Here is a 23338-nt window from a genome sequence, read left to right as displayed (position 1 = left end):
CCGCCCGACAGGGGCGGTACGTTGCCGCCATGTGCATCTCGACAGGTGAGGCCGCGTTCTCCGGCACGATCGTGTACTGCGGACGGCAAGACCACCCGGTGCACGGTCTCATCCACGTGCTGGGCTACCAGAACACCGCGGCCAACCTGGCGGACGGCCCGAACGCCATGCTCCTGCACCTGCCCACGAGGCAGCTCACCCCAAGGCACTTCCTCCCCACCGGACGCGCCGGCGACGTCCTGCAGCGCATGGTCGCCGCCGTCGAACCCGTCGCCGCCGGAGCCGAGGACATCGCGTGGATGAGTGCGGAACCGCAGCCCGTCCAGGTCTTCGACCACGACGTCTACACGGTGCTCCTCGCCGCCGACCCCACCGCGATTCCCGCCGCACTGTGGCAGGTGCCGCCCCACCGGCGCCCGAACGTCGACCCGGACCTCCTGCGCTTCTACGCCGACCACTTCCCCGACCACACCATCGCGCTGTGCTGCTTCGACAACGCCGACGCGAGACAAGCCAAGCCCCTGCTGCTGTGGTACCCGCCCCTCGACCCCGACCGCCTGACCGTGCCGGCCCTGGACGGCCACACCGGCGCGGCACCGGACCTCGACACGGCCGTGCCCGTGGACCACTGGGTCCTGCTCTCCACCGACCAGGCCCCTGCCGGCTGGGGCGCACCCGTCGACTACCCCGGCGGCATGCGCCACAGCCTGCGCGCGTTCCTCCCCGCCGAGGTCGTGGGCCGGTACTACGGCCGAGGGCAGACCCTGCCCAACGGAGACTTCACCATCAGCCACCGCGACCTGCTCGCCGGTGACCTGGACCGCGTGGAACGCTCGCAGCCGACGCGCCGCTGAGGCCGCGTGATCGCCGGACCGTCGGGCGAGTGCCGGCCCGCGGAAACCGGGGCTGAATCCTTTCGTGCCCGCCGTGCCTCTCATAGACGTGCGGACGACCACGTCCGCCCCACACCCCAAACGGGAGGACACCATGACCGCCGTCGTCATCGCCGTCGCGGCCGCCGCGCTGCTGCTGTGCGCGTGCACCGTCACGCTGCTGCGTCGCAGGAGGCGTCAGCGTGGCTGACCACTCCTGGCCCGGCGCGACCCTGGTCGCCGCGGCGCAACGAGGCGACGTCGAGGCGCTCACCGCGCTGGTGTACGACTCCTATCCGCATGTGCACCGGTTCGCGCACACGCTGTGCGCCACACCCCAGGACGCGGAGGACGCCGCGCAGGAAGCGCTGATCATCCTCTACCGCAAGATCGGTATGCTGCGCGCCTCCGGGGCGCTGGCGTCGTGGATGTTCCGGATCGTCCGCAACGAGTGCCTGCGCCGCACCCGCGCCCTGCTCCACCGCCGACCGGCCGAACAGCCCGGCCCGCTCGGCACGCCCGGCCCGGTCGAAGCGTTCGGCGGCACCGCGCCGTCCGCAGAGGAGGACGTCCTGCTGCGCCTGGAAGCCGAGCGCGTCGCGGCCGCCGTCGCCGCCCTGCCCGACGACCAGCGGCAGGTGCTGGTCATGCGGGACATCCAGGGCCTGCCCGGCCGCACCGTCGCCGACCGGCTCGGGCTGAGCACCGCCGCGATGAAGTCACGCCTGCACCGGGCGCGTTCGGCGGTACGCGAGGCGCTGCGCGAAGAACCGGCCGGAACGAGGGGAACCGACCATGACACCTGACCCGACCACGACGACACACCCCGTCACGCCCCGTTCCACACCCGGCACCGCCGGCGCACGCGACGCGCCGCCGCGTGGCGGTTTCGCCAGCGCCACCGTCCCGCGCCATCTGGCCCGCGGCGCCGTCGGGTTCGGCGCGCTCGCCGGGTCCCTGGCCCTGCTGCCGGTCACCGGGCCGGTGAGCCTGCTGCTCGCCCCGGTCGGCCTGATCGCGCTGCGCGGCTGCCCGATGTGCTGGGCGATCGGCCTGGTGGAGACCGTCTCGGCCGGGCGGCTGCGCCGGTCCTGCACGAACGGGAGGTGCGAACTGACCCATGTCGCCAGGCCATGGAGCCCGGCGTCGAATCGACCTCGTGCCGTGGATCACCGTGGGTGATACGTCGGCACGAGCCGCCTCGGATCAGCCGAGGATGCCCCGGTCGTAGCCCACGGGCACCGCGGCCGCCCGGTCCTTCACACCCAACTTGGCGTACAGGTGGGTGAGATGGGTCTTGACCGTCGCCTCGCTGATGAAGAGTTCGCGGGCTATCTCGCGGTTGGGGGTGCCCTTGGCGACCAGTTCCAGTACCTCGCGCTCGCGGGCCGACAACGTGTCGGCCGCGGGCGCGGCCGGGCGGCGGACACGAGGCGGGAGGCGACCGCGGGCGACAGCACGGCGCGCCCCTCGGCGGCGGCGCGGACCGCCGCGAACAGCTCCTCGCGGGGCGTTCCTTGAGCAGGTAACCGGTCGCGCCGGCTTCGATCGCGGGGATCGTGTCGGAGTCCGTGTCGTACGTCGTGAGGACGAGGACCTTGGCGCGGGCCCCGCGCCGGGTGAGCTCGGCGATGGCCTCCACCCCGCTCCCCGCCGGCATGCGCAGGTCCATGAGGACGACCACCCGCATCCTCGGCGCGCAGCTCCAGGAGAGCGACGTTGGTGCGCCATGACTGACCGCGCCATCACCCTGCTGATCGTCGACGACGCCCTTCCGGGACGACCAACTGGGCCTGCCCCATGGCCTCCTGCCACGCATCACGAACGTCCCGCGGTGTCACGCTCTCCACTGCGCGGTGTCGACTGCCCTCGTCGAGCCACGGGGCACCGAACAACTCGCCGCGGGCCACGTCGTCAAGGGTGCGCAGCCGCGCCGGGGCTCCCTCCGGCTCGGTACGGTGCCGGGCCAGTTCGTCGGAGGCGGGCTCCTGCCGGGCAAGGCGCATCGCCTCCCTCCACACGGTCGCGGCGACTGCCTCGACGTCACTCGCAGCGGCCGAGGCGAGCAGGAGCCGGACGACTCTGCCGCTGCCGCGCAGTGCCGTGGCCTGCTGGACCACGGCAGCGGACTCCGGTCCTCGGCTCAGTGCCGCGGCCGGCCGCTCCCGCAGTATGCGATGGCCGACCGCCGTGGCCGCGGAACCCACAGGCGCCTCGACGGACAGGGCTACGCCGTCGATGGTCCGGTGAGTCCAGGAGGCGCGCGGGTAGCGAGCCGCAGGGCGCGGTGCGGCGTGGGCGTTCGCCTTGGGGGGTGGGAGCGGGAGCCGCAGACCGGCGGCGTCGGGCCCGGTGGAGGTCAGGACGGCGTTGCTCCGCGTGAAGAAGGCGGCAGCGTGCGCGAGGACCATGCCGGCGGTCGCCGGACTGGTGCCAACTGTGCTCACCGCACTCCAGACCGGCGGCATGCGATCCGTAGCGAGCGTTCAGCGCGGCGACAGCCCGCGAGTCGACGCTCTCATTGCTCTGGTGGCGGAGGGCACATGCCACCTCCTCAATACGTTCGGTGGGAGGATCCGACAGAGCCCCACACAGGGCCGTCAAGCAGGCGGCGACGTCCTCGGCGGCACCGGAAACGGTGAAACGCGTCTCCTCGACGCCGACGGAAACGCCGAGCTGGGGCCCTTCCGGGAACCGCCGTCGCGTCCCGTCCGCAGCCAACGCGGCTCCAGTCCAGTCCAGTCCGGGCCGTGCGCGGGTCGGCGCGCACGGCTCACTCAGGCCGGCCTTTGCTGGGCTCGCTCGATGATCTGGAAGTGGAAGTCGCGGTCGCCCTTGTTGCCCTTGTCGTCGCCCGTCCAGAACTCGACCTCCTGCGGGGTGGCCTTGACGACGTGGACGTTGTCGAGCAGCCGCCAGGCGCGGCCGGCGATCGTCGCGGTGGCGGTGGGTGTCGTGGTGAAGGGCTGGCGGAGCTGGATGGTGTAGATGCCCGGGGTGAGCCGCTGGACGACGAAGTCGCTGTTGTCGCCCTCCACCGTGCCGTTGGCACGAACACTGCCGTGGACGATCCGCACCGCCGGCGCGTCGGTCTCCCGCCTCAGCTTCTCGCTCAGTTCCTGTTTCAGTTGCTCACTGAGTTGCCGGCCGAGCTCCTGTTTCAGTTGCTCACCGAGCTGTCGGCCCAATTCCTGCTTCAGCTGCGACGACAGCTCTGGAACCGGAGCCGGTGTCGCCTCTTGAGGGGCGGAGGCGCCCCGGCGACGCAGGTGCAGGACGGTGCCGCGCATCTCCTCTAACCAGGTCCGGTGTTCGGGGCCGGTGCCCTCGAGGGCAGGGCAGTCGTAGGCGCGGCCGTCCCGCCCAGGGTTGACGGTGACGAGGACGTGGTCCAGGCACCAGGCCGGCTCCTGACCGTCCTCTCCCATGCGCAGGTAGACGGGGTGGTGGTCGAGATCGGCCGTCTCCAGGACCGGGCTGAGACGGGGATCGTTGTGCTCGGGATTGAGTACGTTGGTGCCGTCACCGAAGACGAACTCCTTCTTCGCGCCGCGGGCGAAGTCCCCGTCTCCCGTGGCCAGGCGGAACTCCCTTCCGGCGATGCCGAGATAGACCCGGGACTGTGTGCCGGCGTACTCCACGTCGGCGGTGGTGACCTGGGCGACGATCTTGGTGATGGCTGTCATGGTTCGGTGCCCCCTGTCTGCGTTCAGTCAGTAGCGCGCCCGCCAGGGGCACTAGGGGAGCCTTCCGAGGCGGAACGATCCGCCATGCCGGGCGGTGGCCCGGGTCATCCCAGGGTGGGTTGGTACGCGGCACGCGTTCGAGGGGCGTTCCGGGCGACGGCGGGCGCCGGTGCGCGACCTGGAGCTGATGGGGCTCCAGGCTCCGCGCTGCGGAAAAGGCGTACGGCGGGGTTCACACGGAGAAGACCGTCGGGGCGGGCTCGTCGTCCGGTGCGGACGGTCCCGACGGTGCGGATGCTGCCGAGGGTGCGGGGCTGTCACCCCGAGCTGCCAGCGCCTGCTCCAGCCGCCGGATGTGGTAGTACTGCACCCGCGTCGTGCGCTGGAGCGCCATGACGGCGGAGAGGAACTGGTCCATCTCGGCAGCCCGGGTGAGGATGTCGTCGGGGACGTTCTCGTCCCGCAGACAGGCCTCCGCGTCCTGGGAGAGCACGGCGTGCGCCCAGCCCCGGGTGACCGGCTTGAACAGGTCCGGGTGATTGGCCACGATGCGGGCCCGGATGGCGAGGTCGTTCTCGGCGGCTTCCAGGTGCAGCCCGGTGTCCTTGTTGCGCGCCCCGAACAGCGGCTCATGGATGTGGTGCGCGTCGAAGCCGTGCTCGACGCAGCCGACCCAGAAGTCCCAGTCCTCCCCGGCCCGCATGGTCTCGTCGTATCCGCCGACGGTCTGCCACGCCTCACGGCGGTACAGCGAGCAGTAGAACATGATCAGTCGCTGGAGCAGCAGCTCTCTGCTGTAGGCGGGCAGGGGCATGGCCTGCGGGGGCAGGTCGTCGTCGGTGAAGGTGAAGACGTCGGTCGAGGCGATGGCGATGCCGGGGTTCTCGTCGAGCACCGCGACGGTCTTCTCCAGCATCGTCGGCGCGATCACGTCGTCGGCGTCCAGCGGCAGGATGTAACGGCCGGCCGCGGCCGCGATGCCGGTGTTGCGCGCTGCGGACACCCCGGCATTGGCCTGTCCCAGCAGCCTGATGACCCGGTCCGGGTGGCGGGCGATCAGATCCTCGGCCACTTTCACGGTGTCGTCGGTGCTGCCGTCGTCGACGATGACGAGTTCCCAGGCGCGAAACGTCTGGGCGACGACGCTGGACACCGCCTCGGGCAGGTAACGGGCGTAGTTGTGGCAGGGGATGACAACCGAGACCACAGGGTCGGATCCGTGGGACATGCGTCGTCTTTCGCGTCGGACGGAAGGGGAGCGGGAGTGAGAGGGGAGACCGGCAACGGGGGAGTGGGCGGGGTTCCACCGCGTTGGGCGCGACGCCCCCCCCGGGGCCCTGTACGAGGGCCACGTCGCGGCGAACCCGCCGGTCACGGGTCAGCTGAGGCGCACCTCACGCCCACGGGCGTAGTCCTCTTCGCGGCTGTGGCCCCAGCCGTCGTGACCGTGCTCCTGGTGGTGGCCGTAGTCACAGACGGTGATGTTGCCGACCGGGGTGCAGCAGTAGCCGTAGTCGGTGATCGTCACGTTGCCCACCGGGGTGCAGCAGTAGCCGTAGTCGGTGATGGTCACGTTGCCGACGGGGGTGCAGCAGCGGCCGTAGTCGGTGACGGTGACGTTTCCGATCGGCGTGCAGGGGTGCCCCTCGCCGGAGGAGAGGGTGGCGTCGTCGCCTATCGCCTGTCCCTGTCGTGCGTAGGACGCGGACGCCGATGCGTCCGTGCCGAGGGCGGCCGCGTAGGCAGCCTCGGCGGAGCTGAGCAGTCCGGCGGTCGCGAGTGCGGCGGGCAGGGCCAGGGATGACATGACACGGGCTTTCACGGTGGAGCCTTTCGTGTGCGAATGGGGGATGCCCTCCACCGCCGGTGGTCTCCGTCGCGGAGGCGGGCAGTAGCGCCACCGTAGGTTTCCGCTACGCCGGGTGCCGAGATGATTACTCCATGCGAGGGAGGTGTGCTCATGGCGGTCACGGCGACGGCGCCACGACCGCCGTCTTCGCCAGATCCGCCGCGTGGTGCGGATGCAGCACCTCCAGGTCGGGCAGACCCCAGCAGGCGGTACCCATGTCGCGTGCCATCGCGGCCAGGCCCTCGGTCTCGATGAGCTGCCGGTACGGGAAGGCGGGGAAGACCAGGCCGTCGCGATGCAGGTCGGCCCGCACCAACAGTGCCGTGCCCCCGACCGAGTCGACGCGGACGAGCCCCTTCCCCCGCAACTCGTCGAGATACGTCCGGCCGAACCCGCGCGGAGGCTGGAGGATGCCGTCGCGCAGCCACTGCGACCAGTTGAGTGTGCCGGCCCGGGGATGCAGCACGAAGGTGTTGAGGTCGTACGTCGGCCCGCCGGCCGTCGTGGCGCAGTGCGGGACGACGATGTCCTTGCGCGCCCCGAGAAGGCGTTGGACGAGATCCGGCGGGCAGCCGGTGACGTCGACGTCGAGCCACAGCACCCACTCCTCGTCGGCGAGGGCCCGGGCGAGCAGGTGGTTGCGCGCCCTGGCCAGCACCGACCGGCGCCGCCGCTGGATGCCGGGCTCCCACCGCGGCCCGTCCAACCGCAGGCCGAAGTCCCGGTGGACGAGCGTCACCCGCCGGTACTCCGCCTCCAGGGCGGGCAGCAGCTCGCGCAGCAGATCCTCGGTCGCGTCCGTGCTGTCGCCCTCCAGCAGACCCAGGGAGATCGCCTCGCGCGGGTAGTCCAGGCCGCGGAGGTTCTCCACATAGCCCGGCAGGAACGCCGCCGCGTCCTTCAGCGGGGTGAGCACCAGCACCGAGGGACGCTCGCTCGCCGGGCCCGGGGCGGGTTCGCGGACCGGCCGCGGACCGCGCTCGGCTGTCCGGGCGGCGGGGCCGGTCTCCGCGTGGGTGATGTCGTCCGGCGCGATCGGCAGCCGGGTCGCCATGGCCAGCAACCGCTCGGCGTAGGCGCCGGGTTCGGACCAGACCTCGGTCGCGACCTCGAAGTGCTCCGCGAAATGGGCTTCGTCGAAGGTGTTCCCGCCGTGACACACGTACGTGTACAGCTCGGGGGCGTCGATCGACACCACCCGACAGCTGCGGACCACCTCCTCCGCCACCGGCGTGTCCTCGCCCCGGCGGAGCGCCGGATACTGAGGAAGGCGGTCCTTGGCGCACACCATGGACCCCTCCCACGCCCGCGCGCAGGAGATCGCGAGTTTGTGCCGGGCGGGCCACCACAGCCGTTCCCGGGCGAGGAAGCAGGCGTCGGCGCCGAGCGCGAGGATCGCCGCCATCTGCGTCTCGATCCGCTCCGGGTCGTACAGGTCGTCGTCGTCCCACTGGCACACGTACGGTCCGCCCGCCCGGGCCACCGCCTCGTTGCGCAGTTCGCCCAGCGGCCGCCCCTCCGCGGGCAACCGGTGATGGCGGATCCGCGGGTCGTCCAGCTCGCGGATGTGCTGCTCCAGGGCGTCGTCCGCGCCGTCCTCCACGACGACCAGTTCCAGGTGGGAGTAGGTCTGCGCACGGAAGCACGCGATCGCGCGGCGCGCCGTCGACGAGCGGTCCTTCGTCACCATCAGGCACGACACCGTCGGCGCGGGCGCCCCCGCGGCCCAGCGGCGCCGCTGCGCGTCCAGGTCGAGCAGGCCGTCCGCGACCGGGTGCCGCTCCTGGCTCGCCCAGAACGGGACCCGTCTGCCGGCCGACGTCCGCGAACTCCCCGGCGTGCTCTGCACCCAGCTGCCCGACCAGTGGTGCACGGCGTACGCCTGCGCGTAGTCGGCTTCCTGAGGGCCGAACAGCTCCCGCGCGTACGGGCTCACCTCGGGGTACAGCACCTCCGGGCCGAGAACCGTGACCGAGGAGGGCTCCGGGGCGCGGTCGACCGCCCGGGTGAGGAAGAAGGGGCCGGTGACGTCCAGAGCGCCGGACATCCGGTGGGCGCCGACCAACTGCCGGTGAACATGGGCCCAGAAGGGATGGCCCGGCCGGGACGCGATGAACGCGTTGCCGACGATGCGGTCGAGGCCGCGCCGACGGGCCAGCAGCAGCCGGGTGTGTGATTCGGGCTCACAACCGAGGACGAGTTCTCGGCCGTCGAGGAGCGCGTCGACCGGTCTCAGGCACTCGAAGTCCAGATCCACGTAGAGCCCGCCGAAATGGTCGAGCAGGAAGTAGCGGATCGCGTCGGCCCGCATGATCGGTTCCGGGTAGCCGTCGTAGATCGGCAGGAACCACGGGTAGTGCTCCTGGAGGAAGGCGCGATTGTCCGAGTCGGTCCACAGCCGGTATCCCCAGCCGGGGTGATGCAGACGCCACGAGTCGACCCACTTCTGCCAGTGGTCTGGTACGTCAGCGTCTTTCCAGGTCTGGTGGATCAGGGCGGGAATCTTGTTCGGCGTCCGCATTCGGACAGTATGTCGATCGGCTCGGCCGGGAGGGCGTCCGAGCGAAACCGGCGGCGGTACATTCACCCGGGCGGACCCGGGCGGGCCTGGACCGGTCCCTACCGGCCCCCGAGAGCGATCGTCTCATCGCCACTGGCAGGATCGGGACATGGGTTTGAACATGGTGGTCGGTGTACTCGCCGATGGCGATGGCGATGCCGATACCGGTGGCTCCGAGGACGACTGCACCCAGCGGGTCCGCGCGGACTTCGCTGCGATCGGTGACCTGCTGGAGCGTGCCGGAGCGCGACAGTGGACCGAGCCCGCTCTGGTGCAGGCGCAGGACACGGAGTTCGAGATGTGGGGCTACTCGGGCCTGCACACCGTTCGTCGTCTCGCCGTCCACCTCGCGGCGCACGGACGCCTGCCCGAGCCGCTGGACGAGGACGAGCGCGCGACTGACGACCCGCTCCTGAGCGAGGTCTACAACACCCTCCCAGGGGATCCTCCTGGACCCTTCGACCACCTGATCCATCATTCGGACTCCGAGGGCTACTACGTCCCCGTCGACTTCGCCCGCGTCATCGTCGACGAAAAGGCACCGGGCGGCTACCTCGGCTCCTCGGTGTGGCTGCTGGCGGAGACCCGTCGGCTCGCCGAAGCCCTCGGTCTCCCCGAAGACCTCGATCCGCACTCCGAAGAGGTCTTCGAAGCCACCGACGCCGAGGAGCCGGCCACCGAGGGATGGCAGCGTTACGGCGTCGAGTCCTACGTCTGCCTGCAACTCCTCCGGGCGGCGAAACTGTCGATCGCGACGGGAGCGGCCATCGCGTTCACCTGAGGTGCGGTAATCGCCGTCCCCCATTGTCAGACCCTGCTGGCAGCATCACCGCTGTGAACGCCATCCGTACCACCCCGCCGAGGCCGGTCGACGTGACCGCGCTCTTCCCTCAACTGGCCCCGCCGGCACGCACGGCGACCCGGCTGCACCCGAGGCCCGGGGCCCCGACCGTGCACGACAGTTCCGTCGGCGGTCCGCTGCTGTGGCCTTCCGGCGAGCCGTGGCCGCACTGCGACGAGCCGCACGACAGACACGCGGCGCCGATGACGCACTCCCCGGACGACATCCGGCTCCTCCGCCGCAACCGCGCGGAAGCGGCCGAGCGGCTGCGCCTCGACCCCGAGGCGCCCGAGTGGACCCCCGAGGAACTGGAGACCTTGGAGCGGATCAAGGTGGGCCGCCCGTGGTTCGACGGCCCGATCCCCCTCTTGCCCGTGGCCCAGCTGTTCGCCCGCGACATACCCTTCCCCTGCCCGTCCGGCGCGGACCTCCTCCAGGTCCTGTGGTGCCCCTTCGACCACGCGGAACACGCCCACCCCCGGACCGCGCTCTTCTGGCGCTCCGCCGCCACCGTCACCGACGTCCTCGACGCACCGCCCGAGCCGCCGATCGTGCAGGACGGTTACTACCTCCCGGAGCCGTGCCTGTTCTCACCGGAGCAGGTCACCGAATTCCCCGATCCCGGGAGCTGGACGAGGAACTGCGCGATCAGCTGGACGACACGAGCCGCTGGGAGACGGTCGACCCCGCGCTGTACAGCTCGTACGCCGACGAACCGCAGGAGCTGTACCTGAACAACCTCTGCCACGCCCCCGGCTGGAAGACCGGAGGCTGGATCCACTGGGTGGTCACCGACCCCGTCGACCTCCCCTGCCCCGAGTGCGGCACCGAGGCGGTCCCGCTCCTCACCATCGCCTCTTCGGAATGGGACTCCGGCAGTGTGACTTGGATCCCCGAGGAGGAACGGAAGACCCCGTTCACGGATCCCTGGCGCCAACCGGACGGCCACTTCACCAGGATCGACATCGCCGGCGGCAACAACCTCCAGCTCCACGTCTGCCCGGCCGACCCGTCCCACCCCCACATCGAAAAGGTCCACTGAGCCCTCGCGGAAGCGCTACGCGCCGACCGCTTCGTTGACGTAGTGCCATTGATGGCGCCAGCGGTGCCATATTTAACTCACACTGGCGCCATGAATGTGCCATCATGGCGTCATTGGCGCACCGCTCGCCTCCCATGCCGGGACGAGTGCGTGTGTTTCTCGGGGTGAGCGATCAATAGGGGTGGGTCGAATGAGGGAGACAGTCCAGAGCCGGCAGCCGGCGGCGCCCGGCGCGTTCACCGCCTTCGCCCGCTTCGTGCTCTGCGGCGGCGGGGTGGGGCTCGCCTCCAGCTTCGCCGTGGTGGCTCTCGCCTCCTGGATGCCCTGGGGCCTGGCCAACGCCCTGATAACCGTGGTCTCCACACTCCTGGCCACCGAGCTGCACGCGCGCTTCACCTTCGGCGCGGGCGGGCGCGCGACCTGGCGCCAGCATTCGCAGTCGGCCGGATCCGCGGCGGCCGCATACGCGGGGACCTGCCTGGCGATGTTCGTCCTGCAGCAGCTGGTGGCGGCGCCCGGTGCGATGCTCGAGCAGATCGTCTACCTGTCCGCCTCCGCACTCGCCGGTGTCGCGCGGTTCGCGGTGCTGCGCCTGGTCGTCTTCACACGCAGCCGCTCGCAGGCCGCTGCGGTCGTCCGTACCGTCCGTCCCGTGCCCGCACCCGGGGTCCGCGCCGCCGCCACGGCAGACCCGGCCGTGCTCTGCCGGGCCGCCTGACCGTTCCGCCGGGACACCTGCTCACGGAGCGTCAACTGCCTTGCCCGCGTCGCCGATCTCCCTGCCGGCCGGTTCAGGTCGTCACGGCGGCCGGGACGGTGAGCCTTCCGTCGTGAACCTCGGCGATCTGATCGGCGGCGGTGAGGTGAGTGCGGTCGTGGGTGACCAGGACGGTGGCGGTGGCCTGCTGGTGGGTGAGGCGGGTGATCAGGTCGATGACGGCGGCACCGCGTTCGTGGTCGAGAGCGCTGGTGGGTTCGTCGACCAGCAGGACGGTGGGGTCGTTCATCAGGGCGCGGGCGATGTTGACGCGTTGGCGCTGGCCGCCGGAGAGCTGGTGGGGCCGGCGGTCGGCCTGGTCGGCCAGAGCGACCGCGTCGAGGAGTTCCAGGGCCCGGTCGCGGGCGGCGCGCGGCTTTCGGCCGTCGATCTGGACCATGACCTGGAGCTGTTCGACCGCGGTGAGCGAGGCGATGAGGTTGGGCTGCTGGAAGACGATGCCGATCTTGTGGCGACGCAGGTCGGTGAGCTCGGCGCGGCTCAGCCCGGTGGTGGGGGTGCCGTCGATGGTGACGGTGCCGGCGTCGGGGGTGATCAGGGTCGCGGCGACGGCGAGCAGGCTCGACTTGCCGGAGCCGGAGGGACCGACCACGGCGGTCAGGCTGCCCTTGGGAACCTCCAGACCGACCTGGTCGAGAGCGGTCAGGCGGGTGTCGCCGTCGGGGTAGGTGAGGGTGATGCCGGACAGGTGCAAGCTCATCGTGCGCTCCCCAGGGCGGTCAGCGGGTCGACGGAAGTGATGCGGCGGATGGACAGCGCGGCCCCCAGCGCACCGAGGAGGATCGTCACGGCGGCCGGGAGCAGGACGGTTGCCGGCGTGAGGAGGAACGGTACGGCGGAGCCGGCCACGACGGCTCCCAGGGCGGCGGCGACGCCGGTGCCGAGCAGGGTGCCGCCGACGAGGAGGACGACGGCCTGGCCCAGTGCGTCCTTGAGCAGGTTGGCGGTGGAGGCGCCGAGCGCCTTGAGGACGGCGACGTCATCGCTGCGCTGGATGGTCCAGACGGTGAAGAAGGCCCCGATGACGAGGGCGGAGATGGCGAACAGGAAGCCGCGCATCAGCTGCAGGGAGCCGTTCTCGGAGGAGTAGGAGCCGATGGCGGCCAGCGAGTCGCCGGTGGACACCGTCCTCGTGCCGGCCTGCTTGTCGATGGCCGCCGTATCGGCTTCGGAGTCGGTGTTCAGGGCGATGACGGTGGCGGTCGGGCCGTCACCGGAGCCGGTGGGCGGCGCCGTCCTCTGCCAGGTGTCCAGGCTGGTCCAGATCACCGGGGTGTGACTGAAGAAGGCATTGCCCCGCACGGCGGCCGCTTCCAGCCGCTGCCCGGCCAGGGTGAGCACGTCGCCGGCCTCGACGCCGAGGGCGTCGGCGGCCTCGGCGGACAGCACCACCGACTCGTCGTCGATCTTTCCGCTCGCCGGGGCGATGGACGAGCCGCGCTCGACACCGAACACGGAGACGGCGGCGCTCTTGTCCCCGGCGGTGGCCTTGGTCGTGGTGATCCCCAGCGGTTCCGCGCTCTCGACGCCGGGCGCCTCGGACCACTGCCGCCACTGCCGCTCGGTGACGGCGGAGTCGGAGTACGACACGTCCTGCCCGCCGACAGGAGCCTGGAAGGCGATCCTGTCGGCGGGCAGAGACGTGATCGCGGACGTGTTCTGCCGGCCCAGACCGGCCGTCAGCCCGGACAGCAGTCCGACCAGCAGGGTGATCAGTGCGATGACGGTCCCCATCAGGGCGAAGCGCCCCTTGGCGAACTTCAGGTCTCTCCAGGCGACGAACACGGCGTTGGCCTGTCCTTTCCAGCGGTCGAAGCGGTAGGACCCCACCGTCGCCGCCGCGCCCCGGCGCGCGCGTCTGGCACAGGACGGCACTTCACGGGCCGGAAGACGGCACCAGGGTTGTAACTTTCGATGGAGGCGCGCGGCTGCCTGCCTCCGTAGCCTGGAAGGCACTGTGAACACCGCCGCCCCCGTCCTGACCCCCACCACCCGGGCCCTGACCTGGTGCCTGCACCTGCTGATCCTCGGCCTGCTCGCCCTGGCCGCCGCCCGGGCCCTGACCGCCGGCCGACCTCATGCCGGGATGATCGTCGCCGTGGCCGCGGCGTGCGGACTGGTGTATGCCGCCGGACCGCTCCTGCCCCGCGTCCGCTCCTCCCGGCCCGCCGCCGCCTGGTGGCTGGCAGCCGTGGGCGCGGTCTGGCTGGTACTGCTCGCCCTGTCCCCCGACGCCGTATGGGTGGCCTTCCCGCTGTACTTCCTCCAGCTCCACCTGCTGCCCCGCCGTGCCGGACTGGCCGCGGTGGCCGCCACCGCGGCGGCGGCCATCACCGGATACGCCGCCCACCAGCACGCCTTCAGCCCCGCCATGGCCATCGGCCCGGCGCTCGGCGCCGCCGTGGCGGTCGCGGTGGTGTGGAGCTACCAGGCCCTGTACCGGGAAAGCGAACACCGCCGCAGGCTGATCGACGAACTCACCGCCACCCGCGCCGACCTGGCCACCGCCCAGCACACCGCCGGGGTGCTGGCCGAACGCGAACGCCTGGCCCGCGAGATCCACGACACCCTCGCCCAAGGCCTGTCCAGCATCCAGTTGCTGCTGCGCGCCGCCGAACGAGCTCTGCCCCACACACCGCAGAACGCGGCCCGCTACGTCGACCAGGCACGGCAAGCCGCCGTCGACAACCTCGCCGAGGCCCGCCGCTTCGTCGCCGCCCTCACCCCGCCCGCCCTCGAAGGCACCACCCTGGCCGGCGCCCTGGAACGCCTGTGCGCCACCACCTCCGCCCGGCACCGGCTCACCGCACGCTTCCACCTCACCGGCGACCCCGTACCGCTCGCCACCGCGCACGAGGTCGCGCTGCTGCGCATCGCCCAGTCCGCCCTGGCGAACACCACCCGCCACGCCGAGGCCACCACCGCCGAGGTAACGCTCAGCTACCTCGGTGACCACATCGCCCTCGACGTCGTCGACGACGGACGCGGCTTCGACCCCGCCCGCCTGCCCACCCCGGACCCCGAGGCCGGCGGGTTCGGGCTGGCCGCGATGCGCGCCCGCGCCCACGCCCTCGGAGGCACCCTCACCGTCGAATCCGCCCCCGGCAACGGCACCGCCCTGGCCGCCCGGATACCGCTCACCTCGCCCGCCGAGACCGAGCCCACCGCGCCCGCCGATTCCGAGCCCACCGAGCCCAAGGCCCGCCCGTGACCGACACCCCCATCCGCCTGCTCCTCGCCGACGACCACCCCGTCGTACGGGCCGGACTGCGCGCCGTACTGGAAACCGAGCCCGGCCTCTTCATCGTCGCCGAAGCCGCCACCGCCGAGGACGCCGTCAGCCGTGCCGCCGAAGGCGACATCGACGTCGTCCTGATGGACCTCCAGTTCGGCAAGGGCATGGGCGGCGCCGAAGCCACCGCCCGGATCACCGCCCGACCGGACGCCCCCCGCGTGCTGATCGTCACCACCTACGACACCGACGCCGACACCCTCCCCGCCATCGAGGCCGGCGCCACCGGCTACCTCCTCAAGGACGCCCCGCCCGAAGACCTGGCCGCCGCCGTACGCACCGCCGCGGCAGGCCGCACCACACTCGCACCGACCGTCGCGGACCGGCTGATGAACAGGCTGCGCGCCCCCGGCGCCGCCCTGACCCGGCGCGAGACGGAAGTTCTGGCCCTGGTCGCCGAGGGCCTGTCCAACCAGGCCGTCGGCGACCGTCTCCACCTGACCGAAGGAACAGTCAAGTCCCACCTGGCCCGCGTCTACGCCAAGCTCGACGTCGACTCCCGCACCGCCGCCGTCGCCACGGCCACCGAACTCGGCCTGATCCGCCGCTGACCGGCACTCACCCGAGCGCCCCGTCGCTCGGTCCCGACAGCTCTCCGGGGACGGCGACGGTCGGCTTCAGCGGCCGGCCTGTCACGCGCCGCCGTCCGGGACGGACACCCGGGCCGTACGGCGGAAGGCGGCCCGGTAGGCGCTCGGACGGTGGCCGGTGTGGCGGGCGAAGAGCGCGGCGAAGGTACCGGGATCCTGGTAGCCGACGGCCGCGGCGACGGCGGCGACGGTGCGGTCGGTGGTCTCCAGAAGATGGCGGGCGCGGCGGACCCGGGAGGCCTGCAGATGGGCCAGCGGGCTGCGTCCGGTCTCCTCGGCGAAGCGGCGCAGCAGCGTCCGGGTGCTGACCCGGAAGGCGTCCGCGAGCGCGGCGAGGTCGTACCGCTCGGCGAGGTTCTGGTCGAGCCGCCGCATGACCCGCTGGGAGAACTCCCGGCCCGGCTGCGGCAGGAGCCGCGGGTCGACGTACGGCGTCTGGGAGGTCCGCGCGTCGTCGACGAGCGTCAGCCGTGCGGTGGTGCGGGCCACCCGGGCACCGTCGTGCCGGCGGATCAGGTCCAGCGCGAAGTCGTACATGGCGCTGAACGCGGCCGTGGTCGTCACGCCTGTGTCGGTGACGACCAGGTGCTCGGGCCGTACGTCGGCGTCCGGGCAGCGCCTGGCCAGTTCCCCGGCGTGCAGCCAGGAGGTGGTGGCCCGGCGCCCGTCGAGGAGCCCTGCGTCGCCGAGCAGGAACGCGCCGACGCAGAGGGAGACGAGGGCGGTTCCGGCGGCAGCCTGAGCGCGGATCGCCGCGATCTCCGGGCCGAGCCGGGCGAGCCGCGCGTCGAGGTCCGTGTCCGGGCGCAGTTCGAAACCGGGGACCACGAGGACGTCGGCCTCGTGCAAGGGACGCACGTCCAGGCTCGCGCCGCCCGAGGCGGTGACCCGGCGACGGGGCGACACGACCGACACCCGGTAACCGGGCGCGTCAGGTCCGGCGACATGCCCGGCCATCGTCAGCAGGTCGGGGACGCCGAACACCTCGGACGCGAAGCAGCCCGAGTACGCCAGCACCCCGACCCGCAGTGCACCCGGCCCGCGGCCCGGCCCCGCACCTTCGTCGGCGGGCCCGCGGTCGTGATGATGCCGCATCGCCTCCGCCACCGCTCCCACACCCCCTGTGTCCCGGCCCGGCGTCGCCGACGGCGTACCGGTTCGCCCCCGCACGTGTGGCGAGATTACCCCTGACCTCGGCGATCCCGCCCCTCCCTCGGAGGCCGGCCCTGGGGCCAGGCTGGCCCCATGAGCGACAACGATCCGATCACCGACTTCACCCGCCGGAACGTGGCCGTGGACGGGGTGGAGAAGACGGTGTACGTGGCCGGGGCCGGGCCCGCGGTCGTGGTGATGCCCGAGATGCCGGGCATCAGTCCCGACGTCCTGCGGCTCGCGCGCTGGGTGCGGGACGCGGGCTTCACCGTCCATGTGCCCTCCCTGTTCGGGACGGACGGCGCCTTCCCCACGGTCGAAGGCGGCCGGGAGGTCGTCCGCCGCGCCTGTGTCAGCGCCGAGTTCCGCGCCTTCGGCGGGGGCGGCACCAGCCCGGTGACGGTCTGGCTGCGCGGCCTGGCGCGCCAGGCCCACGCCGCGTGCGGCGGGCCGGGGGTGGGCGCGATCGGCCTCTGCTTCACCGGAAACTTCGCCCTCACCATGGCCCTGGAACCGGCGGTGATCGCCCCGGTGGTCAACCACCCGTCGCTGCCGCTCGACGACCCAGGCGGACTCGAACTCGACACGGCGGACGCGCGCGCGGTGCGCGACCGGCTCGACCGCGACGGACTCACCGTCCTCGCCTACCGCTTCGAGGGCGACCGCTGGTGCACGGGACAGCGCTTCGCCGCCTACCGCGCGCTGCTCGGCGACGCCTTCGACGGGCGCGTCCTCCCCGACAACGCCGCCAACCCGGCCCCACCACCGTTCTTCGCCGACCTGGTCGGCACCCCGCACAGCGTCGTCACCGCCCACCTCGTCGACGAGACCGGCCACCCCACACTCCGGGCCCGCGACGAAATCCTCACCTTCCTCACCGACCGCCTCCACCCGCATGGGGACCGACCACTGCCCGCCACCTGACCGGGCCCACGGCAGTTTCTGAAGCTGCCGGAGCGGTCCCTGACACGCTTCGTCGTCGGCGGCGGCGAGGCGGGCGATCCGTGCATGCTCACATCACAGGACGGTTGGAGGAGGCGTACTCGTCGGCGATGGTGAAGACGCTGGCACAGCGAGGGCATTCCGCTTGGCCGAAGGGATAGGTGATCCCGTCGGCGAGAGCGTCCTGTCCGTCCCGGAGGGCAGTCTCGTGCATCCATCGACCAGTGCGGGAGAGGCCGTCGGCGGACGCTGGTCGTAGATCGCGCCGGTCCACGTCGCCCAGGTGCCAGTCCCTGATCGCTGAATAATGCCCGTGATCGCCGATGGCAATGGTCACCTCCACGGCGCAGTGAGGACAGGCGACCCGGTAGAAGTCGCCAGCAGCTCACGGAACTCCGCGATCGTGTCCGCGCATTCGGTCAGCAGGTCGTCGCAGCCGTGACCTCCTGCCGCGCGCCGCGTGATCGTCCCGGCGAGTCCACGTGCCCGCGCGCTCCGGGAGGCGAGGCTGACCAGGCGCGGCAGGGCGGCGAAACTGGCGGGGAACACCAAGTCATGTTCGAGGACCAGCCGGTACCCAAGCTCATCCCACGCTTCCGCGTCGTCCTCGCGCTCGACGCGCTCCAAGAGCTCGGGGACGCGATCGACGTCCCCGAAGCAGTCGTACATCTGAGCCCAGTTCACCACCTGAGCATTCAGCCTTCCCTGAGGCGGCCGGCCCCTGTGCCGGGCTGGGGGCGTGGCGTCCGCGCTGACCGTCGGGCGGCGGCCTAGGCCGCCGACTCCGGCTTCCAGTCCTCGGCGAGGAGCCCGAGGATCACCTCGTCCAGGAACTCGCCCAGCACCCAGGCCGAGGAACGCAGGACGCCCTCGCGGACGAAGCCGTTGCGCTCGGCGGAGCGCAGCATCGCGGCGTTGTCCGACAGCGTCTCGATCTGCAGCCGCTGCAGGCCGCGCACGACGAAACCGTAGTGGCACAGCACCGCGACCACGTCGGTGCCGTAGCCCTTGCCGCGGCAGGACGGCCGCAGCCCCAGCCCGATGTGCGCGGACCGGTTGTGGTTGTCGATGCCCCACAGCGTCGCGGTGCCGACCAGGGTGTCGCCCTCCAGCTCCACCACGGAGAACGTGACGCTTCCCTGCTGATTGTCGTCCACCACGAGCCGCGGATCGTTCGAGCCGGGCTTGATCGGCCGCCACGGCCCGCCTTCGGCGCGCGCGGCGTTGACCACGTCGTCGTAGAGCTCGGTCCGCAGGATCGGGATGTCGTCCTCGTGCCGGGCCCTGAGCCCGACCGCGCTGCCCTTTAGCATGTGAGCTTCCTATCCGACCGGGCTGGCAGGCGGCAAACCAATAAAAGATCGCGTCAGTTGCCATTGCCCCACGTCGTCGAACGACCGCACTTCCGCCACACCGGCTAGGTCAGATCCACGTCGGTGTGCAGCACATGGTGGTCCGAGTACTGGCTGGGCCGCACGCTGTGCCTGAGCGGGGTGATCCCTCGCAGGAAGACGTAGTCGAACTTGCTGTGCCAGTCGGTGGTCGGCTTGCAGGTGCCGGCGAGCGAGGGACGGCACTGCGGGTCGGTGTCCATGGCCAGCGCCGCTACCGGGGCCAGTTCCGGGGCGTCCGGCACGGCGTTGAAGTCGCCGAGAACGATCGCGCGGTCGTACCGGGCGATTTCCGCGGCGAGTACGTCGGTCTGCTCTGCCCGGACCGCTTCCTGACGTCGTTCGGCGAGGTGGGTGTTGAAGACCCGGACGGGTCGGCCGTCCACCATGGTGGTGACTGCCATGTACCCACGGTCTTCGGACCCTCCGTCGGGGTACTCCACGCTGACGCGGTCTCTCATCGGTGCCGCCAAGAGGATCGCCTGCCCATAGGCCCCCGGACTCCACGGCATTCCCCCGCAGCGGCCCCAATTCCTGAGAACGGAGCCGTACTCGACGTTGTAAACCAGCCCGTGCAGCACCTCCAGATAGTCCCGGATACTCTCGACGTCGCGTGCGCACGCTTCTTGCAGACCGATGACCTGCGGCGCGTACGTGGCGATCTCCGCCGCCCGGTCAGCGTTGCTCGTTTCGCAGGGGTTGCAGAGGTTCCAGGTCATGACCCGGTTCGGTACGACGTCCCTGACAGCGTCGGCGGGCAGTGACCGGGCGAAAGGGGCGCCGCTCGGCGCATTGGAGCCGACGCCGACGAGCACCATGCAGGCCACGATCGCGGCGCCCGCGACGAACCGCGTGACCCTTGCGATCACCATCGCCTCCTCATTGCGGTGACACATGTCATCTGGCGTCTCCATTCACGAGGTTATGGGACGCGGTTGTCAGGCGGGGGCGGGCCCGGATCGTCGTCCCGGTTCATGGTGGCACTCGTCGGCAAGCCCGAAGCCATGGCCGCCTTCGGACTCTGCTTGGATGTCGGAGATGGACGAGAGACCCCTGGCCCCCTGTGCAGACGACGCCGATTCCGGCCGCCTGGCCGCCTTGCTGAACCGTGCCGCCACGGGCCAGGACAGTCAGGCCTGGAGCGACCTCTGGACGGAGCTCTATCACAACGGAACCCTGGAAGCGTCCCATCCATCGGTGCTGCCTGCGCTGATGACCATGGCTGAGGGCGACGACGCCGACACGGCGGCTGCGGCCCTCCACCTGGCCGGTGCCCTGCTTGTCCAGGCCGATCAGCGATACGAGACCCGGAACCTACGGGACGAGCAGGCCCCCGCAGTCGCACGCCTGCTGGCCGCCGCGAATCGGTGGCGGCGGGCCACCGCTGACCGCGACGACTACTGCCACCTGCTCGAGACGATCCTGAACCTGGAAGGCGACATTCACTGGGCTCAGGACCTGACCTGGGGCATCGTCAGCGAGGAGTACGAGCTCGAGTGCCCCGATCCGGACTGCTGCGCGGCGCTATGGGTGATCATCGGTGAGCGGGGCTGCTTCAGTACGTCGGAGGACTACGCCCTCTCCGAGGATGTCGAAACCCTCCCCCTCCACCCGGCCGCCCCAGGCACGCTCGACGGCCTTGGCCGCCGCCTCTACGAGCTGGCCCTGGCGGACGGCCACGAGGATGTGGCGCACGCCCTGACCTACGCCTTCGGCGAGGCGACCTGCCGACAGTGCGAAGGGCGCTGCTCCGTCGTTGGACAGGTCGTTGCTCGTTCGAGCTGAGAAGCTTCAACCTCCTGCATGGTTCGGCCGGGGCCCGCTCGTCTCAGAATGCTGCCGCGAACCACGTCCGCCAGACGTGGCGTGTGTTCGGAACCTCGGGACGATCGAGGAGCCAGAGAACGCAGCCGGCATGGAGGCGTGCCCAGGGATTGTCCGAGAGAACCGCCGTGCCCAGCCTGCGGCGCAGTTCCTCGCCGTCGACCGCCCGCGCCACGCCAACGTACTCGCGGTCCTTACAGCGGTAGGCCCGCTGGACGACGATCTCGACGAGTTGGACGAGCTTCGCCCTGACCGTCTCGTCGTGGTCGGAGACAGCCATGCCGCGGGTGAGGACCTGCGACCAGGGCAGCCGCGGCGTCGGTCATATTTCTCTGTCGCGATCCGTCAGTGCAGTGACAGCAACCCAGCACCGCAGCGGCACGAAGTCCCTGGTCGTTCACCGACCCGTGGAAGTGAGGACGATGGCGCCGGAGGGTGGGTTCCTCAGTCGTGCGTGGAGTCGGCGTAGATGGTCTTGACCTTAAGATTCCTCTTCGGGGTCAGGACGCGCGGACGTCGCGGAGACCATCCGTGAGGACAGGTGGCGAATGGTGGCAAGGCATGGGTGACGCACAGGCCGGCGCGGACGATCGCGAGCGGTTCGCTGCCGAGGGGCCGCGTGTCTTGTGCGATGTGGACGCGCTCTCGGCCGCCGGTTCCGCCCCCGGCGGAGCACTGTGGCGGCTGGCCGAGCCCGGACGGCAGCTAGACGCCAACTTGGTCCGCATTCCGCCCGAGGGGGGTATCGCCACCCACGTCGAGCCAGAACTCGACGTCCTCGTGCTCGTGGTCGCCGGCGACGGCACGCTCGGAACCGAACCGCCGCAGCCGCTCACCGCGGGCAGCCTGGTCTGGCTCCCACACGGCTCCGCGCGAAGCCTCACCGCCGGCAAGAACGGCATGTCGTACGTGACCGTCCACCGACGCCGACCCGGCATGCAGATTCAGACCCGGCCCATGGCGTGACTCGCGCTCGGCTACGCGGCGGCAGCACCGTCCTGGCGGCGATCCGGTGCGTGACCGGCGGCAGGCGCGGGTCGAACACCTCTGGTTCGTCCATCCAGTCCACGACCTCCACCACGGACGCGTCGGCGAAGTCCGGGACCACGGCGTCGACGAGTTCGCCCGCAGTCACCTTCACGTCCAGGGTGGTGCCGATCCGGGCGGTGGCCCGGTCCGGCAGCGCCAGTCGCTCGGGTGACTCCGCCGCCTCCACGAGAGCCTGCTCCCGGTCGGTGACGTCGAGTGCCAGTCCTCCGACACCGGCGCGTGCCGACCGCCCGGGTGAGCGGGAACAGGCTCACCGACCTGACCTGGTCGCACCCCCTATGCCGGACACCGATCAGGTGGCCCACGACCGGGCGGCCCTTCTCGGCCACGCCGCGCAGCAGCCGCTGGAAGCCGGCGTCGTCACAGGCACCCATCACATCCGCCATACGGCGGCCGATGTGCTCTCCGACGGGGAGTCCGTCCATGTCGGCGAGCGCCTGGTTCAGGTGCACGTACCGAAGATCCTCGTCCAGCATGAGCAGGCCGATCGGGCAGGTCTCGAAGATGGCGTCGAGGAAGGCGAGGTTGGTCTTGACCCGGCGAGCGCGTCGTCGTAGCCGAACAGATCCCTCGCGCCCGGACCCCAGAAACAGATCCGGTGCGGTCGTCGATGCCGATGACGGCCACGGACACGCGCTCCAGCAGCGTCCCGGGCTCGAAGCGCAGCCGTTCCCGTATGTTCTGGCTTGCCGAGCGGTCTGCAGACATCCGAGACGCCCTTGACATCGATGGACCGTTTTGTCGCATTGTGCGCCGCCCGGGGGCCCGCGGCCCGCGCGCTTCGCCGTCGACCTGGCCGGCGACGGCTACGCGGCGAGAGCTGCGGGCTCGCCGAGGCGCGCGGCTGCCGCACGCCATGCCGTGGTCACCGCGGTGCGCGCCTGGGCGGTGCACGCGGCGAGGTCCCCGGTCAGGACCATCGGCGCTCCCACGTGCACGTGCAGGTTCGGCCGCCGCACAGGGGCTGTCGCCAGGCCTGCTAGCTGCTTCACGACGCCGCCGGAGGTGATGCGCCGGGCACCGGCCTGCCCCACCGGCACGACGGGGGCGCCGGCGTGCTCGACGAGCCGGGCCAGGCCGCTGCGGAAGCTGCCGGGGGCCGCCTCCGCGGCGTCCTTGCGGCGGGGCAGGCCGCCCTCGGCGTAGATGAGCAGGTGCCTGCCCTGCTCCAGAGCTTCCGCGGCCAGGTCGAGCGCGGCCGCGGCCCGTCGGTCGCCCCGGTGTACGGGGATGTGCCCTCCGCGGACGAGGGCACGGCCGAGAACGGGCACGCGCCACAGGCCCGCGGTGGCCATGATGACCGGTTCGACGCCGAGGCGGTGCAGGGCGGCGAGCACGACGGCAGGGTCGGCGAGCGAGGTGTGGTTCGCGGCGATGATGCTGCCCGGCGCGAGTTCGGCGCCGGGGTCGGTGGTCACCGACAGACGGCCGAAGGCGGGCAGCAGCAGGTCGGCGATGCGGCTGAGCAC

27 protein-coding genes and 1 pseudogene are annotated in these 23338 nt (G+C 71.4%); 12 read left to right on the top strand and 16 right to left on the bottom strand.

The window, feature by feature from the left end; all coding sequences use genetic code 11:
- The first annotated feature begins 29 nt into the window (after positions 1-29).
- From ACSU6L_RS00555 to ACSU6L_RS00540, 4 genes are all read left to right on the top strand, one after another.
- Positions 30-854 carry a hypothetical protein gene (locus ACSU6L_RS00555; protein WP_437052389.1) on the top strand — a complete coding sequence of 275 codons (825 nt, stop codon included), beginning with the start codon at positions 30-32 and terminating at the stop codon, positions 852-854.
- A 73-nt stretch (positions 855-927) separates the two neighbouring features.
- A complete protein-coding gene (locus ACSU6L_RS00550; protein ID WP_437052387.1) occupies positions 928-1083 on the top strand; it encodes a hypothetical protein in 156 nt (51 codons plus the stop codon).
- Entirely contained in the window at positions 1076-1678 is a 603-nt protein-coding gene (locus ACSU6L_RS00545) for an RNA polymerase sigma factor (RefSeq protein WP_437052385.1), read from the top strand. Before ACSU6L_RS00550 ends, ACSU6L_RS00545 begins: the two co-directional genes overlap by 8 nt.
- Positions 1668-2054, top strand: coding sequence for a hypothetical protein (locus ACSU6L_RS00540; protein ID WP_437052383.1), 387 nt, complete (start codon positions 1668-1670; stop codon positions 2052-2054). Before ACSU6L_RS00545 ends, ACSU6L_RS00540 begins: the two co-directional genes overlap by 11 nt.
- Before the next feature lie 24 nt (positions 2055-2078).
- Here ACSU6L_RS00540 and ACSU6L_RS00535 read toward each other — a convergent pair.
- The 6 genes and pseudogenes from ACSU6L_RS00535 to ACSU6L_RS00510 form a co-directional block, all read right to left on the bottom strand.
- Positions 2079-2553: pseudogene (locus ACSU6L_RS00535) on the bottom strand (LuxR C-terminal-related transcriptional regulator); the annotation flags it as partial.
- Positions 2554-2617: 64 nt separating this feature from the next.
- Positions 2618-3319 (bottom strand): hypothetical protein, encoded by a 702-nt coding sequence (locus tag ACSU6L_RS00530; protein WP_437052381.1) that lies wholly within the window; start codon positions 3317-3319, stop codon positions 2618-2620.
- 330 nt (positions 3320-3649) lie between these two features.
- On the bottom strand, positions 3650-4558 hold the full coding sequence (locus ACSU6L_RS00525; RefSeq protein WP_437052379.1) for a hypothetical protein: 909 nt from the start codon (positions 4556-4558) through the stop codon (positions 3650-3652).
- A 232-nt stretch (positions 4559-4790) separates the two neighbouring features.
- On the bottom strand, positions 4791-5786 hold the full coding sequence (locus ACSU6L_RS00520) for a glycosyltransferase family 2 protein (protein ID WP_437052377.1): 996 nt from the start codon (positions 5784-5786) through the stop codon (positions 4791-4793).
- Between the two features lie 150 nt (positions 5787-5936).
- Positions 5937-6365 carry a hypothetical protein gene (locus ACSU6L_RS00515; protein ID WP_437052375.1) on the bottom strand — a complete coding sequence of 143 codons (429 nt, stop codon included), beginning with the start codon at positions 6363-6365 and terminating at the stop codon, positions 5937-5939.
- A gap of 160 nt (positions 6366-6525) precedes the next feature.
- A complete protein-coding gene (locus tag ACSU6L_RS00510; RefSeq protein WP_437052373.1) occupies positions 6526-8928 on the bottom strand; it encodes a glycosyltransferase in 2403 nt (800 codons plus the stop codon).
- 148 nt (positions 8929-9076) lie between these two features.
- Between ACSU6L_RS00510 and ACSU6L_RS00505 the strand changes: the two genes are divergently transcribed.
- The 3 genes from ACSU6L_RS00505 (at position 9077) to ACSU6L_RS00495 (ending at position 11568) form a co-directional block, all read left to right on the top strand.
- Positions 9077-9748, top strand: coding sequence for a hypothetical protein (locus ACSU6L_RS00505; protein WP_437052371.1), 672 nt, complete (start codon positions 9077-9079; stop codon positions 9746-9748).
- A gap of 53 nt (positions 9749-9801) precedes the next feature.
- Positions 9802-10542 (top strand): hypothetical protein, encoded by a 741-nt coding sequence (locus tag ACSU6L_RS00500; RefSeq protein WP_437052369.1) that lies wholly within the window; start codon positions 9802-9804, stop codon positions 10540-10542.
- A gap of 498 nt (positions 10543-11040) precedes the next feature.
- Positions 11041-11568 (top strand): hypothetical protein, encoded by a 528-nt coding sequence (locus tag ACSU6L_RS00495; RefSeq protein ID WP_437052367.1) that lies wholly within the window; start codon positions 11041-11043, stop codon positions 11566-11568.
- A 73-nt stretch (positions 11569-11641) separates the two neighbouring features.
- Here the strand turns inward: ACSU6L_RS00495 and ACSU6L_RS00490 are convergent, their stop codons facing one another.
- Both ACSU6L_RS00490 and ACSU6L_RS00485 read right to left on the bottom strand, forming a co-directional pair.
- Complete coding sequence (locus ACSU6L_RS00490; protein WP_437052365.1) at positions 11642-12328, bottom strand: ABC transporter ATP-binding protein; 687 nt, start codon at positions 12326-12328, stop codon at positions 11642-11644.
- Positions 12325-13413, bottom strand: coding sequence for an ABC transporter permease (locus ACSU6L_RS00485; protein ID WP_437064702.1), 1089 nt, complete (start codon positions 13411-13413; stop codon positions 12325-12327). Before ACSU6L_RS00485 ends, ACSU6L_RS00490 begins: the two co-directional genes overlap by 4 nt.
- A gap of 172 nt (positions 13414-13585) precedes the next feature.
- On the opposite strand from ACSU6L_RS00485, the gene ACSU6L_RS00480 reads away from it, so the two are divergent.
- Positions 13586-14839, top strand: coding sequence for a sensor histidine kinase (locus ACSU6L_RS00480; protein ID WP_437052363.1), 1254 nt, complete (start codon positions 13586-13588; stop codon positions 14837-14839).
- Positions 14836-15471: a response regulator gene (locus tag ACSU6L_RS00475; RefSeq protein WP_437052361.1), complete on the top strand. Its 636-nt coding sequence runs from the start codon at positions 14836-14838 to the stop codon at positions 15469-15471. Before ACSU6L_RS00480 ends, ACSU6L_RS00475 begins: the two co-directional genes overlap by 4 nt.
- Positions 15472-15552: 81 nt before the next feature.
- Here ACSU6L_RS00475 and ACSU6L_RS00470 read toward each other — a convergent pair whose 3' ends face one another.
- Positions 15553-16605 carry a GlxA family transcriptional regulator gene (locus tag ACSU6L_RS00470; protein WP_437052359.1) on the bottom strand — a complete coding sequence of 351 codons (1053 nt, stop codon included), beginning with the start codon at positions 16603-16605 and terminating at the stop codon, positions 15553-15555.
- Between the two features lie 150 nt (positions 16606-16755).
- Here ACSU6L_RS00470 and ACSU6L_RS00465 point away from each other — a divergent pair, with 150 nt between their 5' ends.
- Positions 16756-17586, top strand: coding sequence for a dienelactone hydrolase family protein (locus tag ACSU6L_RS00465; protein WP_437052357.1), 831 nt, complete (start codon positions 16756-16758; stop codon positions 17584-17586).
- Between the two features lie 88 nt (positions 17587-17674).
- Here the strand turns inward: ACSU6L_RS00465 and ACSU6L_RS00460 are convergent, their stop codons facing one another.
- From ACSU6L_RS00460 to ACSU6L_RS00445, 4 genes are all read right to left on the bottom strand, one after another.
- On the bottom strand, positions 17675-17941 hold the full coding sequence (locus ACSU6L_RS00460; protein WP_437052355.1) for a hypothetical protein: 267 nt from the start codon (positions 17939-17941) through the stop codon (positions 17675-17677).
- On the bottom strand, positions 17938-18273 hold the full coding sequence (locus tag ACSU6L_RS00455; protein ID WP_437052353.1) for a hypothetical protein: 336 nt from the start codon (positions 18271-18273) through the stop codon (positions 17938-17940). Before ACSU6L_RS00455 ends, ACSU6L_RS00460 begins: the two co-directional genes overlap by 4 nt.
- Before the next feature lie 101 nt (positions 18274-18374).
- The gene (locus ACSU6L_RS00450) at positions 18375-18917 is read right to left on the bottom strand and encodes a GNAT family N-acetyltransferase (RefSeq protein ID WP_437052351.1); all 543 of its coding nucleotides are present in this window, start codon (positions 18915-18917) and stop codon (positions 18375-18377) included.
- A 104-nt stretch (positions 18918-19021) separates the two neighbouring features.
- Positions 19022-19909, bottom strand: coding sequence for an endonuclease/exonuclease/phosphatase family protein (locus tag ACSU6L_RS00445; protein ID WP_437052349.1), 888 nt, complete (start codon positions 19907-19909; stop codon positions 19022-19024).
- Between the two features lie 115 nt (positions 19910-20024).
- Between ACSU6L_RS00445 and ACSU6L_RS00440 the strand changes: the two genes are divergently transcribed.
- Entirely contained in the window at positions 20025-20780 is a 756-nt protein-coding gene (locus ACSU6L_RS00440) for a hypothetical protein (RefSeq protein ID WP_437052347.1), read from the top strand.
- 43 nt (positions 20781-20823) lie between these two features.
- Here the strand turns inward: ACSU6L_RS00440 and ACSU6L_RS00435 are convergent, their stop codons facing one another.
- Entirely contained in the window at positions 20824-21099 is a 276-nt protein-coding gene (locus tag ACSU6L_RS00435; protein WP_437052345.1) for a hypothetical protein, read from the bottom strand.
- A gap of 281 nt (positions 21100-21380) precedes the next feature.
- On the opposite strand from ACSU6L_RS00435, the gene ACSU6L_RS00430 reads away from it, so the two are divergent.
- The gene (locus ACSU6L_RS00430) at positions 21381-21785 is read left to right on the top strand and encodes a hypothetical protein (protein WP_437052343.1); all 405 of its coding nucleotides are present in this window, start codon (positions 21381-21383) and stop codon (positions 21783-21785) included.
- Positions 21786-21796: 11 nt separating this feature from the next.
- On the opposite strand, the gene ACSU6L_RS00425 is transcribed toward ACSU6L_RS00430, so the two are convergent.
- Together ACSU6L_RS00425 and ACSU6L_RS00420 are read right to left on the bottom strand one after the other, a co-directional pair.
- Positions 21797-22345: a PAS domain-containing protein gene (locus tag ACSU6L_RS00425; RefSeq protein ID WP_437052341.1), complete on the bottom strand. Its 549-nt coding sequence runs from the start codon at positions 22343-22345 to the stop codon at positions 21797-21799.
- Between the two features lie 330 nt (positions 22346-22675).
- Positions 22676-23338 carry a lysophospholipid acyltransferase family protein gene (locus ACSU6L_RS00420; protein WP_437052339.1) on the bottom strand — a complete coding sequence of 221 codons (663 nt, stop codon included), beginning with the start codon at positions 23336-23338 and terminating at the stop codon, positions 22676-22678.

The organism is Streptomyces sp. enrichment culture (genome assembly GCF_964272855.1).
Taxonomy (GTDB): domain Bacteria; phylum Actinomycetota; class Actinomycetes; order Streptomycetales; family Streptomycetaceae; genus Streptomyces.
This window is presented reverse-complemented; position numbering and strand designations above follow the sequence as displayed.

What these genes read in the sequence shown, in the direction of transcription:
- ACSU6L_RS00430 (WP_437052343.1), top strand. Translation starts at nt 21,381, where the DNA reads ATGGGTGACGCACAGGCCGGCGCGGACGATCGCGAGCGGTTCGCTGCC.
- ACSU6L_RS00510 (WP_437052373.1), bottom strand. Translation starts at nt 8,928, where the DNA reads ATGCGGACGCCGAACAAGATTCCCGCCCTGATCCACCAGACCTGGAAA.
- ACSU6L_RS00435 (WP_437052345.1), bottom strand. Translation starts at nt 21,099, where the DNA reads ATGGCTGTCTCCGACCACGACGAGACGGTCAGGGCGAAGCTCGTCCAA.
- ACSU6L_RS00555 (WP_437052389.1), top strand. Translation starts at nt 30, where the DNA reads ATGTGCATCTCGACAGGTGAGGCCGCGTTCTCCGGCACGATCGTGTAC.
- ACSU6L_RS00450 (WP_437052351.1), bottom strand. Translation starts at nt 18,917, where the DNA reads ATGCTAAAGGGCAGCGCGGTCGGGCTCAGGGCCCGGCACGAGGACGAC.
- ACSU6L_RS00465 (WP_437052357.1), top strand. Translation starts at nt 16,756, where the DNA reads ATGAGCGACAACGATCCGATCACCGACTTCACCCGCCGGAACGTGGCC.
- ACSU6L_RS00425 (WP_437052341.1), bottom strand. Translation starts at nt 22,345, where the DNA reads ATGCTGGACGAGGATCTTCGGTACGTGCACCTGAACCAGGCGCTCGCC.
- ACSU6L_RS00495 (WP_437052367.1), top strand. Translation starts at nt 11,041, where the DNA reads ATGAGGGAGACAGTCCAGAGCCGGCAGCCGGCGGCGCCCGGCGCGTTC.
- ACSU6L_RS00470 (WP_437052359.1), bottom strand. Translation starts at nt 16,605, where the DNA reads ATGCGGCATCATCACGACCGCGGGCCCGCCGACGAAGGTGCGGGGCCG.
- ACSU6L_RS00505 (WP_437052371.1), top strand. Translation starts at nt 9,077, where the DNA reads ATGGGTTTGAACATGGTGGTCGGTGTACTCGCCGATGGCGATGGCGAT.
- ACSU6L_RS00525 (WP_437052379.1), bottom strand. Translation starts at nt 4,558, where the DNA reads ATGACAGCCATCACCAAGATCGTCGCCCAGGTCACCACCGCCGACGTG.
- ACSU6L_RS00490 (WP_437052365.1), bottom strand. Translation starts at nt 12,328, where the DNA reads ATGAGCTTGCACCTGTCCGGCATCACCCTCACCTACCCCGACGGCGAC.
- ACSU6L_RS00515 (WP_437052375.1), bottom strand. Translation starts at nt 6,365, where the DNA reads ATGTCATCCCTGGCCCTGCCCGCCGCACTCGCGACCGCCGGACTGCTC.
- ACSU6L_RS00445 (WP_437052349.1), bottom strand. Translation starts at nt 19,909, where the DNA reads ATGGAGACGCCAGATGACATGTGTCACCGCAATGAGGAGGCGATGGTG.
- ACSU6L_RS00455 (WP_437052353.1), bottom strand. Translation starts at nt 18,273, where the DNA reads ATGTACGACTGCTTCGGGGACGTCGATCGCGTCCCCGAGCTCTTGGAG.
- ACSU6L_RS00440 (WP_437052347.1), top strand. Translation starts at nt 20,025, where the DNA reads ATGTCGGAGATGGACGAGAGACCCCTGGCCCCCTGTGCAGACGACGCC.
- ACSU6L_RS00540 (WP_437052383.1), top strand. Translation starts at nt 1,668, where the DNA reads ATGACACCTGACCCGACCACGACGACACACCCCGTCACGCCCCGTTCC.
- ACSU6L_RS00520 (WP_437052377.1), bottom strand. Translation starts at nt 5,786, where the DNA reads ATGTCCCACGGATCCGACCCTGTGGTCTCGGTTGTCATCCCCTGCCAC.